Source organism: Pseudomonas sp. PICF6 (assembly GCF_009831705.1).
GTDB classification, from domain to species: domain Bacteria; phylum Pseudomonadota; class Gammaproteobacteria; order Pseudomonadales; family Pseudomonadaceae; genus Aquipseudomonas; species Aquipseudomonas rhizophila.
On record NZ_WUUD01000035.1, the window covers coordinates 55,650 to 75,084 of the forward strand.

Annotated in this window: 18 protein-coding genes, 2 tRNA genes and 1 pseudogene; 10 read left to right on the forward strand and 11 right to left on the reverse strand. The window is 59.6% G+C overall.

Annotation, left to right across the window (positions count from 1 at the left end; genetic code table 11):
* Positions 1–222 precede the first annotated feature (222 nt).
* Both GSM73_RS24865 and GSM73_RS24870 read left to right on the forward strand, forming a co-directional pair.
* Positions 223–298: transfer RNA gene (locus GSM73_RS24865), tRNA-Val, on the forward strand.
* A gap of 17 nt (positions 299–315) precedes the next feature.
* Positions 316–392, forward strand: a tRNA-Asp gene (locus GSM73_RS24870).
* Positions 393–551: 159 nt separating this feature from the next.
* Here GSM73_RS24870 and GSM73_RS24875 read toward each other — a convergent pair.
* Positions 552–1,061, reverse strand: a complete 510-nt coding sequence (locus GSM73_RS24875) for an Lrp/AsnC family transcriptional regulator (protein ID WP_047230462.1) — start codon at positions 1,059–1,061, stop codon at positions 552–554.
* A 198-nt stretch (positions 1,062–1,259) separates the two neighbouring features.
* Between GSM73_RS24875 and GSM73_RS24880 the strand changes: the two genes are divergently transcribed.
* A complete protein-coding gene (locus tag GSM73_RS24880; RefSeq protein ID WP_047230463.1) occupies positions 1,260–2,276 on the forward strand; it encodes a 1-aminocyclopropane-1-carboxylate deaminase in 1,017 nt (338 codons plus the stop codon).
* Between the two features lie 116 nt (positions 2,277–2,392).
* Here the strand turns inward: GSM73_RS24880 and GSM73_RS24885 are convergent, their stop codons facing one another.
* From GSM73_RS24885 to GSM73_RS24920, 8 genes are all read right to left on the reverse strand, one after another.
* Entirely contained in the window at positions 2,393–2,857 is a 465-nt protein-coding gene (locus tag GSM73_RS24885) for a transketolase (RefSeq protein WP_076383774.1), read from the reverse strand.
* A 36-nt stretch (positions 2,858–2,893) separates the two neighbouring features.
* Positions 2,894–4,048, reverse strand: coding sequence for a M20 family metallopeptidase (locus tag GSM73_RS24890; RefSeq protein WP_160894122.1), 1,155 nt, complete (start codon positions 4,046–4,048; stop codon positions 2,894–2,896).
* Positions 4,045–5,469 carry a M20 family metallopeptidase gene (locus GSM73_RS24895; RefSeq protein ID WP_047230466.1) on the reverse strand — a complete coding sequence of 475 codons (1,425 nt, stop codon included), beginning with the start codon at positions 5,467–5,469 and terminating at the stop codon, positions 4,045–4,047. Before GSM73_RS24895 ends, GSM73_RS24890 begins: the two co-directional genes overlap by 4 nt.
* On the reverse strand, positions 5,466–6,455 hold the full coding sequence (locus GSM73_RS24900) for an ABC transporter ATP-binding protein (RefSeq protein ID WP_047230467.1): 990 nt from the start codon (positions 6,453–6,455) through the stop codon (positions 5,466–5,468). Before GSM73_RS24900 ends, GSM73_RS24895 begins: the two co-directional genes overlap by 4 nt.
* A complete protein-coding gene (locus GSM73_RS24905; protein WP_047230468.1) occupies positions 6,452–7,468 on the reverse strand; it encodes an ABC transporter ATP-binding protein in 1,017 nt (338 codons plus the stop codon). The genes GSM73_RS24900 and GSM73_RS24905 overlap by 4 nt, the downstream gene beginning before the upstream one ends.
* 22 nt (positions 7,469–7,490) lie before the next feature.
* Positions 7,491–8,393: an ABC transporter permease gene (locus GSM73_RS24910; protein WP_047230469.1), complete on the reverse strand. Its 903-nt coding sequence runs from the start codon at positions 8,391–8,393 to the stop codon at positions 7,491–7,493.
* A 9-nt stretch (positions 8,394–8,402) separates the two neighbouring features.
* Positions 8,403–9,320, reverse strand: coding sequence for an ABC transporter permease (locus GSM73_RS24915; protein WP_047230470.1), 918 nt, complete (start codon positions 9,318–9,320; stop codon positions 8,403–8,405).
* Positions 9,321–9,422: 102 nt separating this feature from the next.
* Positions 9,423–10,943 carry an ABC transporter substrate-binding protein gene (locus GSM73_RS24920; RefSeq protein ID WP_047230471.1) on the reverse strand — a complete coding sequence of 507 codons (1,521 nt, stop codon included), beginning with the start codon at positions 10,941–10,943 and terminating at the stop codon, positions 9,423–9,425.
* 187 nt (positions 10,944–11,130) lie between these two features.
* Here GSM73_RS24920 and GSM73_RS24925 point away from each other — a divergent pair, with 187 nt between their 5' ends.
* Positions 11,131–12,048: a LysR substrate-binding domain-containing protein gene (locus GSM73_RS24925; protein WP_047230472.1), complete on the forward strand. Its 918-nt coding sequence runs from the start codon at positions 11,131–11,133 to the stop codon at positions 12,046–12,048.
* Positions 12,049–12,138: 90 nt separating this feature from the next.
* Here GSM73_RS24925 and GSM73_RS24930 read toward each other — a convergent pair whose 3' ends face one another.
* Positions 12,139–13,275 (reverse strand): catalase family protein, encoded by a 1,137-nt coding sequence (locus GSM73_RS24930; RefSeq protein ID WP_160894124.1) that lies wholly within the window; start codon positions 13,273–13,275, stop codon positions 12,139–12,141.
* 31 nt (positions 13,276–13,306) lie between these two features.
* Positions 13,307–15,112 (reverse strand): di-heme-cytochrome C peroxidase, encoded by a 1,806-nt coding sequence (locus GSM73_RS24935; protein WP_160894126.1) that lies wholly within the window; start codon positions 15,110–15,112, stop codon positions 13,307–13,309.
* Between the two features lie 271 nt (positions 15,113–15,383).
* On the opposite strand from GSM73_RS24935, the gene GSM73_RS24940 reads away from it, so the two are divergent.
* From GSM73_RS24940 to GSM73_RS24965, 6 genes and pseudogenes are all read left to right on the forward strand, one after another.
* Complete coding sequence (locus GSM73_RS24940) at positions 15,384–16,097, forward strand: FKBP-type peptidyl-prolyl cis-trans isomerase (RefSeq protein WP_047230475.1); 714 nt, start codon at positions 15,384–15,386, stop codon at positions 16,095–16,097.
* Between the two features lie 292 nt (positions 16,098–16,389).
* A complete protein-coding gene (locus tag GSM73_RS24945; protein WP_076383782.1) occupies positions 16,390–16,845 on the forward strand; it encodes a YkvA family protein in 456 nt (151 codons plus the stop codon).
* Positions 16,846–16,958: 113 nt separating this feature from the next.
* Entirely contained in the window at positions 16,959–17,300 is a 342-nt protein-coding gene (locus GSM73_RS24950) for a helix-turn-helix domain-containing protein (protein ID WP_076386572.1), read from the forward strand.
* A complete protein-coding gene (locus GSM73_RS24955) occupies positions 17,297–17,668 on the forward strand; it encodes a hypothetical protein (RefSeq protein WP_003179080.1) in 372 nt (123 codons plus the stop codon). Before GSM73_RS24950 ends, GSM73_RS24955 begins: the two co-directional genes overlap by 4 nt.
* Positions 17,669–18,070, forward strand: a complete 402-nt coding sequence (locus GSM73_RS24960; protein ID WP_047230478.1) for a hypothetical protein — start codon at positions 17,669–17,671, stop codon at positions 18,068–18,070.
* 214 nt (positions 18,071–18,284) lie between these two features.
* A pseudogene (locus tag GSM73_RS24965) lies at positions 18,285–19,435 on the forward strand (type IV secretion protein Rhs); the annotation flags it as partial.

Genomic DNA, 19,435 nt, shown 5'->3' on the forward strand with positions numbered 1-19,435 from the left:
GGCCTGTCACGCCGGGGGTCGCGGGTTCGAGTCCCGTCCGCTGCGCCATATTCGGTAATCTGGAACACTGAACGCCAGATCACCACAGAAAGCCCGCTAACGCGGGCTTTTTGCTGTTTGCAGTTCCTGCGGTGCACGTTAATCACATTTTTTGCTGAATAGTTAATTAAATCAGCACGTTACGAAAATTTGTGAGAGAATGCGCCCCGCATCGAAAGTGAAGGGTGATTAGCTCAGCTGGGAGAGCGTCTGCCTTACAAGCAGAATGTCGGCGGTTCGATCCCGTCATCACCCACCAAGCTTTCAATGTTACGCGCAGCGGTAGTTCAGTCGGTTAGAATACCGGCCTGTCACGCCGGGGGTCGCGGGTTCGAGTCCCGTCCGCTGCGCCATATTCGCTTCCACTTAGGCCCACTGAACGCCTGGAAGCTACCGAATAAGCGGCCTTTGGCCGCTTTTTTCGTTTATGGCGTTTCATCACAATCCATCAGCAGCCCAGCAAACGGCACGGCCGTGATATAGCAGGTGCTGCCCCTCGGCGGATATGAGCATCAAATGGGTATGTGGGTCGTCGACAAGACCTGGCGCAACCCCATGAACGAGCGGATCTGCCGAACACCGGGCAGGTAAAGCAACTGTTCGGCATGCAGCCGATTGAAGCTGTGGCTGTCCTTGGTTCGCAGCAACATGAAATAGTCGAATTCTCCCGTCACCACATGGCATTCCATACAGCCGGATACCTTTTGTGCGGCCGCCTCGAAATCTGCAAAGGATTGCGGTGTGGAGCGGTCCAGTACCACGCCGATCAACACCACCATTCCCGCGTCCAGCGCCTCACTGTCCAGCAATGCGACGATGCCCTTGATCAGGCCGGCCTGCTTGAGCCGTTCGACGCGCCTGAGGCAAGCCGGCGCGCTCAGTTTCACCTTCTCTGCAAGCGCCACATTGGAGATGGAGGCATCGCGCTGCAGGGTCTTGAGAATCGCTCGGTCGGTTCGATCAAGCGGTTGCGGCGCCGCAGCTGTTTCTTCAGGCTTCTTGTGATTATTTGTTGCGCTCATCTCTCTTCCCGAACAACTAAAGTATGTTCTGTAATTGTTTGCGTAAATAATAGTTCTTTAAGTACCTTAAACTTGCAACACATATTTTTCATATTCTTCTTAATATTGAACTCATCGAAGCCCCCCTGAAATAGCCTGGAAGGCAGTCTTTGTCTTTCGGCCTGGTGCTTGGATATTCAATACACAAGGAGCAGAGTCATGAACCTGAATCGTTTCGAACGTTATCCGCTGACCTTTGGTCCCTCTCCCATCACCCCCTTGAAGCGTCTCAGCGAACATTTGGGCGGCAAGGTGCAGTTGTATGCCAAGCGTGAAGACTGCAACAGTGGCCTGGCTTTCGGCGGGAACAAAACCCGCAAGCTTGAATACCTGATTCCTGAAGCGCTTGAACAAGGCTGCGATACCCTGGTTTCCATCGGCGGAATCCAGTCGAACCAGACCCGCCAGGTAGCCGCCGTCGCTGCTCACCTGGGCATGAAGTGCGTACTGGTGCAGGAAAACTGGGTGAACTACTCCGATGCGGTGTATGACCGGGTAGGCAATATCGAGATGTCCCGGATCATGGGTGCAGAGGTACGTCTGGACGCCGCCGGGTTTGACATCGGCATTCGTCCTAGCTGGGAGAAGGCCATGAGCGACGTGGTCGAGCGAGGCGGCAAGCCATTCCCGATCCCGGCGGGGTGTTCCGAGCATCCCTACGGCGGCCTCGGGTTCGTGGGTTTCGCCGAAGAGGTACGGCAACAGGAAAAAGAACTGGGCTTCAAGTTTGACTACATCGTGGTCTGCTCGGTGACCGGTAGTACCCAGGCCGGCATGGTGGTCGGTTTCGCTGCTGACGGTCGCTCGAAGAACGTCATCGGTATCGACGCCTCGGCCAAACCGGAGCAGACCAAGGCACAGATTCTGCGCATTGCCCGGCACACCGCTGAGCTGGTGGAGCTGGGTCGGGAGATCACTGAAGAGGACGTGGTCCTCGATACGCGCTTCGCCTACCCGGAATATGGCTTGCCCAACGACGGCACGCTGGAAGCTATCCGACTGTGCGCGAGCCTTGAGGGCGTACTGACAGACCCGGTGTATGAAGGTAAATCCATGCACGGGATGATTGATATGGTGCGTCGTGGTGAGTTCCCTGAAGGCTCGAAAGTGCTTTATGCGCATTTGGGCGGGGTTCCCGCGCTGAACGCCTATAGCTTCCTGTTCCGCAACGGATGATTGCGCTTCAAGTCCGTCAAGCGTTAGCGCTAGCGGTGAGTAAGCTGTGGCGGGGAGCAAGCTCCCTTGCCACAGGTTCAATGTCGCACTTGCTGAGCAGCGCGGGACCCGGCCCATCAGGCGCTATAGCGCTCTTGCAAGACACTTTTTGCCAGGTCCCTGGCCACCGACAAGATCTCCTCCACCTGCTTATCCATCGCAGCATCGGTTAACTCGACCTTACCCAGTTTAACGAAGCGCAATGTGTGGCCGCAGACAGATCCCAGCCAAGTCAGGCTAGGCAGCGGGCTGACTTCGACATCAAGCAGGTAGCAGCCTTTCGATACTGAGCGCAGCAATTGGCTGGCATGACACAGGCTGGATGGATTCGATTCCGATGCCTCAGACCCGGCTCTGAGCCAGTCGAGCATGAACTCATGCGACTGCTTGACGACCAGATAGGCCACCTGGTCCCAGTCCTTGATCGCCACCTGCAACGCGTCGATGAGGTATTTGGGCAGCTCGGCACTGGTCACAATAACGACACCCACATCCGTTAATGGCGCTTTTATCCAGACTGCGGATTGCGAAATCGTATGCATGAAAGTACTCCCGGTGATGGGTAGAGGCTAATTGCCTCAACGGTTCTCGCCGACGGCCAGAATGGTTGCCACCAAGGCCTGGGCGCGTGGAACCAGCGTGTCCAGTTCCAGGTATTCACGATCGGTGTGGACTTTGCCACCCACCGGCCCGAGGCCACACAGGGTTGGAATGCCCAAGCTGGCGGTGAACCCGGAATCGGCGCAGCCGCCGGTGAATTCGCCCTCGACACTGAAGCCTAGCGCCAGTGCTTGTTGTTGATAGATGTGCAGCAGTTGCTCGCTGTGCCGTGCTTCCATCGGCAGGAAGGTCGTCGCTTCCTTGAGGATGGCGCTCGTGCCGGGCAGTTCCTCTTCAGCGACGATGCCTTGGATGGCGGCGAATATCTGCTCCCAGTGTTGCGACTCGATAAACCGTACATCCAGCTTGGCCGAGGCGTTGGGCGCGACAGTGTTGCTGGAGGTGCCGCCGGCGATCAGCCCGATATTGGTGGTGATGCCTGCGGGGTAATCGGTCAGGGCATGCAGTTTGACGATCTTTCGGGCCAGCGCCTCGATGGCGCTGGCCCCGTCGGCATGGTTGACGCCGGCGTGCGCAGCGCGGCCACTGACTTCGATGACCAGTGTGGCCCCGCCTTTACGGGCGCTGACCACATTGCCGCTGGCCCGTCCCGGCTCGGTATTGAGTACGGCGCGGGCTGATTTGGCGGCGCTTTCGATATGGCTGCGGGCGCTGCCAGAGCCGATTTCTTCGTCACCGGTATAGAGCACCTGCACCGGGCAGGGCAAAGGACCGGCGCGCTTGAGTGCCTTGAGGGCGAAGCAGTTGAGCACCAACCCACCTTTCATGTCGGCTACGCCGGGGCCGTAGGCGAGGTCGCCATCGCGGCTGAAGCCACGGGTGGTGGTCGTGCCCTTGGGGAATACCGTGTCGCGATGGCCCAGCAACAGCACCGGCTTGCCAGCCTCGCCGGGCACTTGGGCAAGCAGTACGTCGCCAAAACCTTCGACCGGCATCCGCTTGAGCTCGATACCGTCGGCCTCCAGTTCCGCTGCGAGCAATGCGCCTACGGCATCGACCCCCGCCTTGTCATAGCTGTTGGAGTCGGTATCGACCAGACGCTGCAACAACGACTCCATGGCGGGGCGCTGGCCGGCGAGCCAGTCCAGCGCCTGTTGGTGGGTCTCGCTCATTGCGCACGCTCCCGTGCCCGATGTTCCTCGCTCAGACGTGCCGCATCGTTGCCCAGGTCCCAGAACAGCCCGGCCATGATCTGCAGACTTTCTTTGACCACCGGTGCCAGCAAGTGCTCGTTGGGCGCATGTTGTGAACAGGCCGGGTACGAATGCGGCACCCACAAGGTCGGCAGGCCGAGCACGTCGGCAAACACGTCGTTGGGCAAGGAGCCGCCAAGGTTGGGCAGCAGCGCCGGTTTCTTTCCGGTGGTTTGCGTCAACGAGTCGAGGGCCCAGTTGACCCATGGGCTTTGCGGGTCGAGCCGGGTGGCGTGCATGACATCGATGCGGCTTTGCTTGACCTCGACATTGTTGAAACCATGGGCATCCAGGTGAGCGCGCACGGCGGGGATAAAGGTCGTGTAATCGCTGTTTACCACAAAGCGGATATGGCAGTGAGCGTTGGCCTTGCCGGGGATTGCATGCACCGGGGCGTCTGGATTGCCAGTCTTGAAGGCAATGACATCGAGGGTGTTCCAGCCAAAGACTTTCTCGCTCAGCGACAGATCCGGGTGGCCCCAGTTGGCGTCGATTTGCGGATCATCCGGCCCGCCACCGACTTCGATATCGGCCAGCGCCTGTCGCACCGAATCCGGCAGTGCGCTGGGCTGCAAGCCCTCGACTTTTACCCGGCCATGTTCGTCGATCATGCTGGCGATGGCGTTGGCCAGGATGATGCCGGGGTTGGCCAGCAGCCCGCCCCAATTGCCGGAGTGGTGCGCGCCTTCGCGCAGATTGACCGCCAGCTCGAAGTTGAACACCCCGCGTGAGCCTAGAAAAATGGTAGGCCGTGTTGCGGCCAGACGCGGGCCGTCCGAGGCGATGAAGATATCCGCCGCCAGCTCCTTGCGGTGGGCGGCACAGAACGCATTGAGGCCGGGGGAACCTTCTTCTTCGCCCATTTCCAGCAGCAGTTTGACGTTGAAGCCGAGCTTGCCTTCGCGGGCCTTGAGGGTCTGCTCCAGCGCGGTGATGTTGATCAGGTGCTGGCCTTTGTTGTCGGCGGTGCCGCGCCCGTACCAGCGATCACCTTCGACGGTGACTTGCCACGGTGACAAGCCTTCACGCCATTGTGCCGCATAGCCGCGCACCACATCACCATGACCATAGCTGAGTACGGTGGGCAGCTGCGGGTGTTCAATGCGCGTGGCGATCATGAATGGTCCGCGTTCCGCTACCGGGTTGTCGTAGATTTTTACGCTGAAACCCAGCGCCTCGACATGCGGAGTGATGAACTCGTTGAGGTAGCGATACAACTCAGGTTGGCTGTCTTGCGCCTGGCTTTCGGTGGGCAGGGCGACACTACGTTCGAGCAGGTTGAAAAAAGCACCGTTGTCGAACTGTTCGAGGGTGTTGCTGATGGCCTGGGAACGACTCATGAGTGGACAAGCTCCAGTGTTTGGGTGGGACTGTCGTGCAGGTGGCAACGTACGTTGCCGCCGATAATTGGATCGTTGGCCGGATAGGCCGTTTTGCAACGGTCCATGCAGTTCGGGCAGCGCGGGTGAAAGGTGCAGCCGGATGGCGGGGACATCGGGTTGGGGAAGGCACCGTGCAGGCCGATGTCTGGAATGCCCAAGCGCGGATCGGGGGTCAGCACCGAATCCAGCAATGCGCGGGTATACGGATGGCCGGGTTCGGCGAACAGCGACTGGCGGGTGCGTTCTTCGACAATACGCCCCAGATACATCACGGCCACCCGGTCGGCGAGGTGCTCGATAACCGCCAGGTTGTGGCTGATCAGCAGATAGGTCAGGCCGAATTCGCGCTTGAGGTCTTGCAACAGATTGAGGATCTGCGCCTGCACTGACACGTCCAGCGCCGAAGTCGGCTCGTCGCAGATCAACACATCAGGACGCATGACCAGCGCCCTGGCAATCGCCACGCGCTGGCGCTGGCCGCCGGACAACTGGGCTGGATAGCTATCGATCACGCGCTTGGGAAGGCCGACTACATCCAGCATTTGTTCGGTTTTCTTGCGGCGCTCGGTGGCCGTGCCGATGTCGTGGACGATCAACGGCAGGGTGATGATTTCGCGCAGGGTCTTGCGGGGGTTCAGCGATGAATACGGATCCTGGAAGATCGGCTGGATACGCCGGGACATCTCCTTGCGATCTGTCGCTGCCAGATGTTTGCCATTGACCAGCACGTCGCCTTGAGTGGGCTGTAGCAGGCCGAGCAGGATCTTGGCCAGGGTGCTTTTGCCGCAACCGGACTCACCTACCAGACCGAGGGTTTCACCGCGCATCAGGCGCAGTGATACGCCATCAACCGCTTTCAGTGTGGCGGCAGGTTTGAAAAAGCCTTTGCTGATACGGAACTCGCGACGGATATCGCACAGCTCCAGAGCGATGTCTTTTTTCATGACCGGGCACTCTCTTTGATCAGTATCGGTTTTGGCCCAGAAGCCGCCAGCAGGCAGCGCGCCATATGTCCGTCCTGTTGCACTTCGGGCACGTCCCGGGCACACGCCTGGACGGTATGCTCGCAACGATTGCGAAAGGCACACCCGTGTTGTTCACCCACCAGGCTCGGCACCAGACCGGGAATCGAGCCCAGCGCTTCGCCCGGTTTGGTCCGCCCTGGAATCGGGATGCTGGCCAGCAGGCCACGGGTGTACGGATGCCGCGGGTTCTCGAAGAGTTGTCGGGCGGGAGCGCTTTCGACGATTTCCCCGGCATACATCACGGCAACCCGGTCGGCGATGCGGGCCACCAGGCCAAGGTCGTGGGTGATAAAGATCACCGCCAGCCCCAGTTCTTTCTGAATATCGCGGATCAGGCGCAGGATTTGCGCCTGAATGGTCACGTCCAGTGCGGTGGTCGGCTCGTCAGCGATGATCAGGTCGGGCTCGCACATCAACGCCATGGCGATAATCACCCGCTGGCGCAACCCCCCGGAGAGTTGATGCGGGTACTGACGCAGACGCTCGCCGGCATTGCTGATGCCGACCTTTTCCAGCATTTGCGCGGCGCGGGCCAGCGCATCCTTGCGCGACACCTTGCGGTGCCGGGTCAGCACTTCACTGAGCTGGTCGCCAATGCTGTAGGCCGGGTTCAGCGCGGTCATGGGCTCCTGGAAGATCATCGCCAGACGGTTGCCGCGCAGGTCGCACATGCTTCGCTCGCTCTGGCCGAGCAGGTCGATGCCGTCCAGTGTCAGTCGGCTGGCGGTGCGCTTGGCCTTGCGGGGCAGCAGGTCCATGAGTGCCAGCGAGGTCAGGGATTTGCCGCAGCCGGACTCTCCGACAATGCACAGCATCTCGCCGCGCTCGACCTGAAAATCCAGGCCGCGCACCGCATGCAGCATGTCATCCGCTGTCGGGTTATGGCCCATGGGAATGTCCACCCGCAGGTTTTCAACATGGAGTAGTGCCATGTCCGGTACTCCTCTATCAGTCTCAGTTGCGGCCATCGGGCAGGATCAGATCGCGCAGGCCGTCGCCGACCAGATTGATGCCCAGCACCAGAATCATCAGGGCGATGCCTGGGATGGCGATGACCCACGGGGAAAAGAACATGTAGGGTTTGCCCTCTGCGATCATCAGTCCCCAGGACGGCGTCGGCGGTTGTACGCCCACCCCGAGGAACGACAGCGCTGACTCCAGCAGGATCGCGTGGGCCATTTCCAGGGTCGCGACCACGATCAGCGCGCCAACCAGATTGGGCAGGATTTCACTGACCAGAATGCGCAGGGTCGAACAGCCCAGGGCTTGTGCCGAGGCAACATATTCGGCATCGCGAATCTGTTGCACCGAGGCCCGAACCACCACGGCGAAGCGGTCCCAGAGCAGGCAACCGAGCAGAATGATCACCACCTTCAGCGAGCCGCCCATCAACGAGGCAGAGGCCAGGGCCACCATGACCACAGGCAGCGCCAGCCGAGTGGTGATCAGGTAGCTGATAAACGCATCCACCTTGCCACCGTAGTAACCGGCCAGCAGACCCATGACGGTGCCGATGACGCCGGAAATCAGCGCCGCCGCAACGCCGATAAACAGTGAAATACGGGCGCCGTAGAGCAACCGTGAGAGGTAATCGCGGCCCAGCTTGTCGGTGCCCAAGACATATTCCCAAGTGCCGTTAGCCATCCAGACCGGAGGCTTCATGCGCAACATCACGTCTTGCGCATAAGGGTCATAAGGCGCCAGCCATGGCGCGAACAGCGCACCAGCAAAAATGATCAGCAGCAACGCACTGCCGATGGCGAAGCCGCGGTGGCGAAAGCTTTTGCCAAGCACCCGGCTCAGGCTACTTGGTGGGGGCAGGTAGTCGTTGATCGCGAGGGTAACGGGGGTACTCATGAAGGGCTCCTAGCGCACGCGAATGCGCGGGTCGAGCAGTGCGTTGAGCACATCGGCCAGCAAGGTGAGGATGATGTAGATCACCGCAATCAACAGGACCACGGCCTGGACTACCGGGAAGTCGTCACGGGCGATGGCGTCCCAGGCGAGTTGTCCGATGCCTTGCAGGGAAAACACGGTTTCGATCACCACCGAACCGCCGAGCATGAAGCCGAACTCCACCGCTGCCAGTGCGACGACCGGAATCAATGCATTGCGCAATGCATGCTTGAACAACACCTGCGCAGGGCGCAGCCCCTTGGCGCGAGCGGTGCGGATGTAATCGCAACTGAGCACATCCAGCATGCCTGCGCGGGTCAGGCGCATGATGGCCGGCGTTGCGTAGTACCCCAAGGCAATGGCCGGCATGACGAAATGCAGCATGCTTGAGTTGCCGGAGACTGGCAGCCACTTGAGCGTCACCGCAAACACTACGATCAGCATCAGCGCAAACCAGAAACTGGGCATTGCCTGGCCCAGTACCGCGATGCTCAAGGCCAGTCGATCAACCCAGGTGTCGCGTTTGATCGCGGCCAGTACGCCCAGGGGAATCGCCACCAGCAAGGCGATACCCAGCGCCATGGCACCTAACCCGAGGGTGATCGGCAAACGGCTGGCGACGAGGTTATAGACCGACTCCTGAAAGAAAAAGGAGTTACCCAGGTCCAGCCGCAGCAAACCGCCCAGCCAGTTGACGTACTGGGTGGGAAGCGGTTTGTTCAAGCCGTATTGCACACGGATCTGTTCGATCTGTTCGCTGGTGGCTTCCGGCCCGCCAATGGCCGTGGCCAGGTCGCCGGACAGATGCAACAGAGAGAAGCTGATCACCGACACGGTAATGGCGACGCAAAAAGCGATGCCCAGACGGCGTAGAAGGAACCCAAGCATGGCAAGTTTCCTCATGTTCAATGGATGACAGGTGGAGGACGTGGCCGTGGGGGGCTGGCCCACGCGCCACGGAATCGCTCGCTCAATCCGCCCGGTTGCGGATTACTTCCAACTGGACTGAACGAAACGCGGCAGTTCATCCGGATACGGCGTGAATGCCAGTTCGGAGGTGTAGGCGTAGTTCATCGAGTAGTTGAACAGCGGGGCCCAGTACGCCTGTTCGCTGATGCGCTGCAACGCCTTGCGGTAGTTGTCCTTGCGCACTTGCGGATCGAGGGCGTTATCGGCGCTCTGCAACCAGTTTTGGACTTGCGGGTCTTTGATGTTGTCGTCCGGATTGCCCTTGAACCAGGTGCCGGCCGACGCCGAGGTGTCGAGGATCGAGAACGAGCCCCAGGCCTGGAACGACATGGGCACCTTACCGCCACGTTGCTGATCACGCAGGGCGGCGTACTTCAAGTAGCGCAGCTTGGCGTTGATGCCCACCGCGCGCAGGTTACCGATGATGGCTTCGACGTAATCACGGTCGCGATAAGCGAATATTTCCGTCTCGAAGCCATTTGGGTAACCGGCCTCGGCGAGCAGCGCGCGGGCTTTGGCCGGGTCAAAGTTGTAGACAGTGGCCGCAGAGGTATCGCAACCGAACTGGCGTGGATAACACGCAACCTGTAAGGGTTTGGCTTCGCCACCCACCAACTGCGTCGCCAGTGCCTCGCGGTTGATCGCATGGTTGATCGCTTGACGCACCTTGAGGTTTTTCATGGGCGAGTTTTCGCTGGAGGTGCCTCGAGCATCAAGAATCAGGAAACCGATGCGCATGGTTTCGGCGCTGGTTACGGTGAGGTTCGGTATACCTTTGAGGTCGATTGCCTGATCCGAGGTGACGCGCCAGATCCAGTCGACACCGCCGGTCATCAACTCGGCCAGGCGAGTTTCTGCATCCGGGATTACCCGAAACTTGAGGTGAGCGATATGTGGCTTGCCTTGTGGGCTGTCCGCAAAGTAGTCCTTGTTGATCGCCATGCTCACGCCTTCGCCGGCCACCACCGACAGGGCTTTATACGGTCCGGTGCCCACTGGCTTGCGACTGAATTCGGCCAGGCCGACCTTCTCGAAGTATTGCTTGGGGAACATCGGAACGGCGTTGGACAGGTATTCCAGCGCAGGAGGGAAAGGCTTCTTCAAATACAGGCGGACACTGTAGTCACCGGTTTTTTCGGCGCTCTTGATCCAGTCTACGTTTTGCACGGTCACGACTTTCGCTTCGGGCGACACCACGTAGTTGAGGGTGAACACCACGTCGTCGGCGGTGAAGGGGTCGCCGTTGTGAAATTTGACGCCTTTGCGCAGCTCAAGGTCGATGGTGGTGTCGTCGACCTGTTTCCAACCGGTGGCCAGCATGGGTTTGTATTCGCCGCTGGTGGGATCGCGGTAGATCAGGTTGTCCCAGATCAGCCGGCCGAGAATCACTCCTTCGCGGAGATCGTTGTGATAGGGGCTGACGTTTTCAGGTTCGCTGTCGGAAGCGTAAACCAGGGTGTCGTTGGCTTTGTCGGCATGAGCCGCAAAGCTGTTGATCAAACCCATCAGCGCGATACTGCAGGCGAAACCTTTGATGCCCATGCCGTCGTCTCCGTTGGCGAGAGTGGTTGAATCAAAGGGCAGCGAATCGCAAATGCGGTAAATGAGGAGGAGAAGCTCAGGCGATGTTTTTTTTGGTCTGGACACGAATGTAGGGAAAGGCTATCAATGCCACAAGTACAATCTTTCGATACTTTCTTTGCCAAAAAGGCAATGCTCGGAGGTTCCGATGCAGTTGTATGGCGTGCAGTCCACGGCATTGCGCTATTTCCTGGAAGTAGCCAGGTGCGGATCGGTCAGTGAAGCTTCGGTGCGGCTCAATGTTGCGGCGTCAGCGGTGAGCCGACAGATTTCCAAGCTTGAGTTGGCTCTGGATGCCAGCCTGTTTGAGCGTCGTGCCCGAGGCATGGTGCTCAGCGAGGCCGGGACGCGATTGGCGGCTTATGCGCGCAAGTCGCAGCTTGAGGCTGAGCAGGTGGTGCTGGAAATTACCGAGCTGCATGGCTTGCAACGGGGGCATGTGCATGTCGCCTGCTCGGAAGGTTTTGCATTGGAGTACATGCCCAGGAGCATCAGCGCATTCAGGCGTGAGTACCAGGGCATCCATTTCACATTGGAGGTTTGCGCGCCTGCGCAAGCGACTGAAAAAGTACGTTCCGGCGAAGCCGATCTGGCGATGACCTTCAGCCTGTCACCGCAGAAGGAAATCAAGGTTGAGCATGTCTTGAGCGGGGCGATTTTTGCAGTGGTTTCCAATTCCCACCCCTTGGCCGGGCGTGAAGCGGTCAGCCTCGCCGAGTTACAACCCTGGCCCATTGCGTTGCCCAAGGCCGATACCACGATACGGCAACTGTTCGACATCTGTTGCGGTGTACAGGGGCTGTTGTTCGATCCGGTACTGACCACCAATTACGTGGCCGCGCTGTACAGCTTCGTCCGCGAGGAAGGCGTCATTAGCCTGGCCAGCGAGATGACCTTGCACAAACAGGTGGCGGACAAGCAGTTGCAGTGCCTGCCAATCCTGGATGAAGGGATGCAGGCACGGCGCATCGAACTGCAAAGCATGGCTGGACGCAATTTGCCGGCGGCGGTTTCTGCGTTCAAGGATTTTCTGATTGCAGAACTGGTGAACACCAAGCACGGTTGAAGTGGCGAGGCAACGGCGCAAGGCTGTTCGCTTATCCCCGATGGGCTGCGCAGCAGCCCCAAAAAAAGATTGAATCCCACGCCCCGTTATTTACTGCTCGGCATTGCGGCTATGACGGTAATCGCTGACCGCCTCATACACCGCTTTACGCAAACGGTTGATGCCGCCGATGGGGCGATGGGCCTCAATGCCGAACCACGGGTTGAAGGACTGGTTGTCGCAGGCCAGGTTCAGCTTGGGCGTATCGAAATCCTGGGCCGGCACGGTGATTCGCGCCACTGTCTCGAACGGTGCGTCACTTTCTCGCCATTCAATACTGGTGTCTTCGATCGGCATGAACTTGCTCGGGTCCTGGCGCTGGATCTGCAGGACAAAACACGCCGGTATCCGGTCTGTGGATAACTGTTGCGTCAGTGCACTTCGCAAGAAATTCGGCAGTGCCTGGTTTTGTGCGGGCAGGGTGTAGCTCGGGCAGTTATCCGGGTCGGGCGCTACGCGAAATTTCGCGTTGGCCTCGCCAAACTTGTAGGGCGATACCGAAAAATACGTGGTCTGGGTCGGGCTGTCAGGGGCCGGTGAAAGAGTCTCCAGGGCGATGAATAGGTGGCGGATCTGCCAGCTCCGGGGATCCAGGCTCGGAAAGAACGCCATCGCCTTTTTTCCATCGGCCTGGGCGGCTACATTCTGACGATATTCGGCGACATCGCTGACGAAGAAGTTCGGATGATTGAACATCACAAAATCCTGTTCACCTTGTGACTGTCGGTCCCCCAGCAATTGTTTGCCCGGCACGCCCAGCAGCTTGATCGCCATCCCTCGCGCATCGCGCAGGCTGTCGAACTGTGGGTAGGCGTTGCCGTTGGACAAGCGAATCGTCGCTTGCCAGACCTTCCCCGGCTCGGCAAATACACCCTGGCGCAACGGTGCTGGCAGATCGTCCGGCACCTGCACTTGCGCCATGACGCAGCCGTGGGCCTTGGCATGGGCATCGCGCAGGTAGCGCGTGCCTTCGCGGTGCTGATCGACGATACGGATGGCGGTCTGGATGATGTCCTGGGTCATGGCCGCTTCGCCGGGGGGAATCTGCTCTTTATCCGAGACCGGCCCGCTGTGTTGCCAGGCGAACCAGGCCGTGGCCAGCGCCCAGCCGAGCAGCCCGATGCCCAGCAACCACAGGAGCGTCTTGCCCAAAAAGGCGCCGAGGCGCAGCCAGAGCGTAATCAGCATGGGTCAATCCTTTTGCCTGAGGGGTTCATCATCACAGTTGCGACTCCAGCGGCCCGCCCAGTACCTTGAGGTACTCCAGCAACGCCCAGCGTTCCTGTGGCTGCAGCAGCCGACCGATCACGCCATTACCCCGCTCACCAGCGCGAAACTCATGACCACTGTTGTGGTTGCCGGTAATCCGGGTGTCGAACAAAAAGCCATTCGTGAAGGCTTCTGTGCGATAGCCCAGGTGCCGTGGGTCGTATTCGAAGCTGCCTTTATAGAAGGTGATCGCCCGTTCGTCCTGGGGAGACAGCAATTGATAGATCGTCGGCACCGAGCCGTTATGCAGGAAGGGCGGCGTGGCCCAGACGCCAGCCAGGGGCCGGGCTTTGTAGGCGCGTAGTTCACGTACGCCGATGGGCAGGCCAAAACCGTCCAGCGCCGGGCGCTCCAGCGGTGTGACGCCCGCGTCACGGTAAGCCCGCTCTTCCACGAATGCGGTAACGTAGGCCAAGCCTTTGGCGACCGAAACCTGGCTCAAATCCAGCGGCGTCGTCGGGGTCGGATGCAGTTGTACGTCCAGTTTGGCCAGTTCGGCCGGATTCCATTGCAGGCTGGTCAGATCGAAACGGTGGTCGGCAATGTTGTTAGCGGTACCCGGATCGGTGCCGATCACCTTCACCGGCAACATGTTCAGGTGCTGGACGGGCCTGTCAGGACCTTGAACCACGTTGGGGACATGGCAGCCGGCACAGTTTTCGACGAACAGCGCCCGGCCCTGTGCGGCCAACGGCATATCGATAGGGCCAAGCAGTTCCTGAGGCCACTCCGGGGCCTTGAGCAACTGCAGGGTTTCTTCAATCTTGTGCAGATCGCGAACGCGCACGCTGGAGGGGTATCGCGCATCACCTTGCAATGGTTTGCCCTGGGCGTCGAAGAAATTCAACGTGGCGCCGACACCCAGTGCTTCGCCGACGTTGCGGGCCATCGGTTGCTGGGCCGAACCGTTCCACTGCACCCAGTCGAATGTCCATATGTCCCACAACTGCGGGTAATCCACAGGTGCGTTGGCGACCCGGTAATTCTTGTCGGAGATGGCATCGCCGAAGCTGGCATTGGCAATCCGTCCGAAGGCATCTGTACGGCCAGGTCCTTCTTCGGTGGGGTAGAGGCCGCGATGAGTGTCGTTCCAGGCCACACGCAGGAACGTATCCAGAGAGGCTTTGAATGATTTGCGCAGCTGTTCATGGCGGGCGTCGTAGTCCTGCCCCAGGACCTGGCGGGCAAAGCGTTCGAATTTCCAGGGGTTGTAGTAGGTCGAGGCCAGGCTGGCGACCAATGCTTGTCCGAAACTGCCACCGCGTAATGTAGGAACGCTGGAAGGCAGGACGTGCTGGGCCGAGCCCCCGTCGATCCGTATCGCCTGGCCCTTGAAGCGCAGCTCACCGGTGTGACAGGCGGCGCAGGTGATATCCAGGAACTGGTCGGCGCTGCCCGGATTCTGGTGGCGGGTGAAACCTACGGGCAGATTGCCGGGATTGTCCGCCGAGGGTTTCTGCGCCGGGTCCACCAGAAAGCCGAATCGAGCCAGGTATTCAGGCGAAGCGAAGCGCTGTTGCGAGAACGGCAATTCGAGGGCGGTGAACCAGTCGTAGCGCAGGCCTTTGACTTGAGTGCCCTGAGGGGTGAAATAGTACGTCTGGCGTTCGGCGGCGCTCCATTGATCCAGATAATGCACCTGTTCCACCGGTGTATAGGTCGGCAGACGAGGATTGGCAACGTAATAGAGCACCACGGCCACGGCGATGACGAGCAGCGCAAGGAGCAACAAGAGAAGGCGAGATAGCAGGCGCACAGTAACGTCCTTGTTTTTTTTGATATGCCCTTATGCCTCAGTGCCGCGTGGCCGGCAAGTGGCCATTACCGATGGGGCTGCGGGGGAGTGGCAATTTGTCCCTGTACGTAATAGATGACAGATGCTTCATCCGCCCAGGATTAAAAAGCGTTTGGGACCGTGAACTTATCAGTGCTTTGCTGCTCACATGCCGGTAGCCATTGGTCGTGGCCGCCTGATAAGCTCGCGGCTTTACTCGATTGCCCTTTTGGCGCATGAACAAGGAAATAGCATGAAACAGCATCGGTTGGCGGCGGCGGTGGCCCTGGTTGGCCTGGTACTCGCGGGTTGTGACTCGCAGACCAGCGTAGAGCTGAAAACCCCGGCGCAGAAAGCTTCCTACGGCATTGGCCTGAACATGGGCAAAAGCCTGGCTCAGGAAGGTATGGATGACCTGGATTCCAAAGCAGTGGCCCAGGGCATCGAAGATGCCGTCGGCAAGAAAGAACAGAAGCTGAAAGACGAAGAACTGGTCGAAGCCTTTGCCGCACTTCAAAAGCGTGCCGAAGAGCGTATGGCCAAGATGAGCGAAGAGTCGGCAGCCGCCGGCAAGAAATTCCTCGAGGAAAACGGCAAGAAGGAAGGTGTTACCACCACCGCTTCCGGCCTGCAGTACGAAGTGGTCAAGAAAGCCGACGGCCCTCAGCCTAAGCCGACTGATGTCGTGACTGTTCACTACACCGGTAAGTTGACTGACGGTAAGGTGTTCGACAGCTCCGTGGAGCGTGGCAGCCCGATTGACCTGCCGGTCAGCGGTGTGATCCCGGGTTGGGTCGAAGGCCTGCAACTGATGCATGTCGGCGAGAAGTACAAACTGTACATCCCGAGCGAACTGGCCTACGGCGCCCAAAGCCCGAGCCCGGCCATCCCCGCCAATTCGGTTCTGGTGTTTGACCTGGAACTGCTGGCGATCAAGGATCCGGCAAAAGAAGACGCAGCCAAGTAACCGCGGCTGCTATAACGACAACGCCTCGCTTATGCGGGGCGTTGTCGTATCCGGGCGTTGGTAAACGGCAAAAAACCGAACGCTCGGCGCGGGTTATAGTCATAGGCAATACAGACGCTGTGCTAGACCCAGTCGGGCCGTCAAGTCAATGAAATATTGGGTTTTTTTATGTGAGTAAAAAACGCCCGATCTGACTGGGGGCCTTATTTGACGGGGGCTTCAGCGCGTAAATGCAGCTCTGTTCACAAGGTTATCCACAATTTGTGTGGATAACATTTCAGTGGGAGAAAACATGAAGGCTCCGTGGAATTTTGCGCGTTTTCTGCCTCTGGCAGGACGACTGCTGGCCCGCGGTCGATTGCCGACGTTGTTGTTTGCCGTCGCCAGCAAAGGCGCCCGAGAGGGCGGTCGGTTAGGCAAGCTCAAGGAGGATCTGCGTTTGCTGCAGGCCCTGTGCCTGGCCTACTGGCGTGGCGAATATCGGGCCGTCAGCGCCAAGTCGCTGCTGTCGATCGTGGCCGGACTGATGTACTTCCTCAGCCCCCTGGACGCGATTCCGGATTTCCTGCCCATGTTCGGCATGTTTGACGATATCGCCGTACTGGCGTGGATCATGAAGACCCTCGACAGTGAACTCGAAGCCTTCCGCGCCTGGCGTTATCGGCAATCCCCCGAAAAGCTCGCTCAAGTCGAGCGGCTTCCCGACACCCCGGAACAGCTCCAGCTCCAAGGGCAGAAAAAGCACTGATCCGGTTGTGTTTGCCTTATGAGATTGATCGCCCCGCGACCTTAGCCGCTATTAGGATTACACTTCCAAGGAAAAAGCTGACTCGCTAAGTGTTGTTGTCCTACGGGGTAGACATGGATATTCAAATAATCACACGCGACGGAGAGCCCGAATACGCGGTTTTACCGTGGGATCAGTACCAGTCGCTATTGAAGGCAGCCGGCATCAATCAAGCTCCGCCGCAGGAAGCCACAGTCCGTCATGCGGCGGCACCCGGCCAGGTTCTTCCTGGTCTGGATCAACTACGCAGTTTGCGCGAAGGGAAGGGCATCGCCATTGAGGCGTTGGCCCGCACAGTAGGTATAAGCCCGTCTTATCTGGCCATGATCGAAAGTGGCGAGCGTCAGCCCGATGCCGCGATTCGGCGCAGTTTGGCCTGGGAGTTGACGGTGCCGGGTTGGAGGGATCAATCGTGAGTGTTCGTATCAGTCGGCAGCATTGGGATGGGTTGTTGGGTGAACTGGATCAGGCGCGTCGCCAGCGCCATTTGTTGACGTACCGGGCCTTGCTGGAGCGTTTGCAGCTTCCCAGCCCGGCCATGCAGACCTTGACTGCGGCCCTTGAACACTTGGCAGCACTGGATGCCCGGGCTGAACAGCCGCTGCGAAGTTCGTTGGTCATCAGCCAGGGGGCAAGCCGGTTGCCGCGTACCGGCTTCTTCGAGTGCGTTGAGCGTCTTGGGCGCTTTTCCGGGCCTTCCGATGGTGTCGCGGCCGCTTCCTGGCACGCCTCGGAAGTGGTCCGGGTATTCGAATACGAGTACCCCGAATCAGCGGAGGCCTGAATGCTCTGGCGCATCAAGGCGCGGGCCGGTTACTGGCTGGCGCGTCGATTGTTTCATTGGTCCTGGTTTGTTCGACAGCCCCGTGGCTGGTCCTGGCTGGAAGGTCAATTTGCTCGCATGGCGAACCTGGGGGACGTCGGCGCGCAAAGTTTCTATGGGCATATCCTGACGTTCCGCGGCCAGGGCTTGGGTGCCCGGGAAGAAGGTGTTCGCCTGTTGCGCCTGGCGGCGCTGGCCGGTGATGGCAAGGCTGCCTATCAAGTCGGTGTGATCAGCCTGGCCGGTTCCGCCAGCAAGGCGCCGGATCCGATAGAAGCGGCGCGCTGGTGGGGTTTGGCGGCAAAAGCCGGCCATCCGTTGGCGGAGGTCAAGCTCAAGGCGCTCGAAGGCTACGACCAGTAGTTTTATCCACAGGCATTTTTGAACCCTTCTTTCCTTTCGGCTGTTCGTTTGTCGAGTGGGGGCTATTTAGCGAATCGCCCTACATTCACCGCCTCCTTACCTGACTTATTTCCCCAGGCATCCCCGGCAAAGTCTCGCGCTCCCTGAGTGCTGCGAGACGTCTGCCCATGTTCGATCGTTTTTCCCTGCCGGCCCCTGATCGAGCCGTGTCCTGATGGATCAGGTGCACCGTATCGAGCAGGAACTCGACAGCTTCAAAGACACCCTGACGCTCTACCGCGAGCAGCTCGACCGCTGGTACAGCCAGACGGCGGACCGCGCCAGCCATGCGGCCGACCTGCCTTCGCTGATGGGCATGGAGCGGCTGATTCGTTTCGGTGACAGCAGCTCCGCTGTCAGCATCGGCGACGATGATTTCCTCTCCACCGTTGTCCAGTGCCCCTCGGCCGGGCCGATGACCATCGAGAGCAAACTGGAGTCGGTGTACGACATTCCGCTGGGCGGCATCGTGGTGGATGTGGTGGCCGTGGACAGCGGCGAGGTCACGCCCGTCACCCTGAATGCCGAGGGCCTGGGGACTTTCCAGGGGACGGCGGGTAAGTCCTATCGGGTTCACGTCCAGGACAAAGTATCCCCCCAGACAATCGCCGACCTGTTTTCTTCCTACGACGGCCTGAACAACGATCTGACGCAGTGGCTGCGCGGGCAGTGGCAGGGCTTCAAGCCGCAGTGGGCGCAGCAATCATTGGCGACTTCGGCGGCCGCGGTGGGCAATGGTTTGCTCGCAGGCAGTTGGGCGGCGATTGAGGGGGTGTGGGACAGCATCAGTCTGCTGTCGGACATCCTCAAGAACCCTGGCGAGTTTGTAGACCGGCTGGGCGAAAGTGCGGATCAGCTAAGCGCCATGGCGGAAAAAACGCCGTTGCTCATGGCCAGGCTGCAATTGCTGGCCAGCGACGAAGCGGCGTTGTGCCTGCTGGTGCGCACCGCCAGCCTCTGGCTGGAGATGCTGCCGCCCAGTGAGGTTGCCGGTGAAACCGCTGAAGCGCTCGCTACGGCGGTGGTGCAACTGGTGATCGACTTGCTGATCGGCGTCGTCCTGACCTTCGCCGGGGCGGGGACCGGTGTTGCTTACTTGGCCATGCGTCTAGGCCAGTTTGGCGGGCGTCTGCTGAGCGCCGCGCAGCGATTCATCAACGCGATCTTCGCGGTGGTCAACGGTTTCATCACCTATGTGGACCGCTACAAAACCGTGGCGGCGCGGGGGATCGCGGCTGGAGTGAAGAAGGGCCGGATGCAACTGCGCTGGGGCGCGCAGCGCAATACCACACTGAAAAAGGACGAATCCTACGACGACGCCCCCAG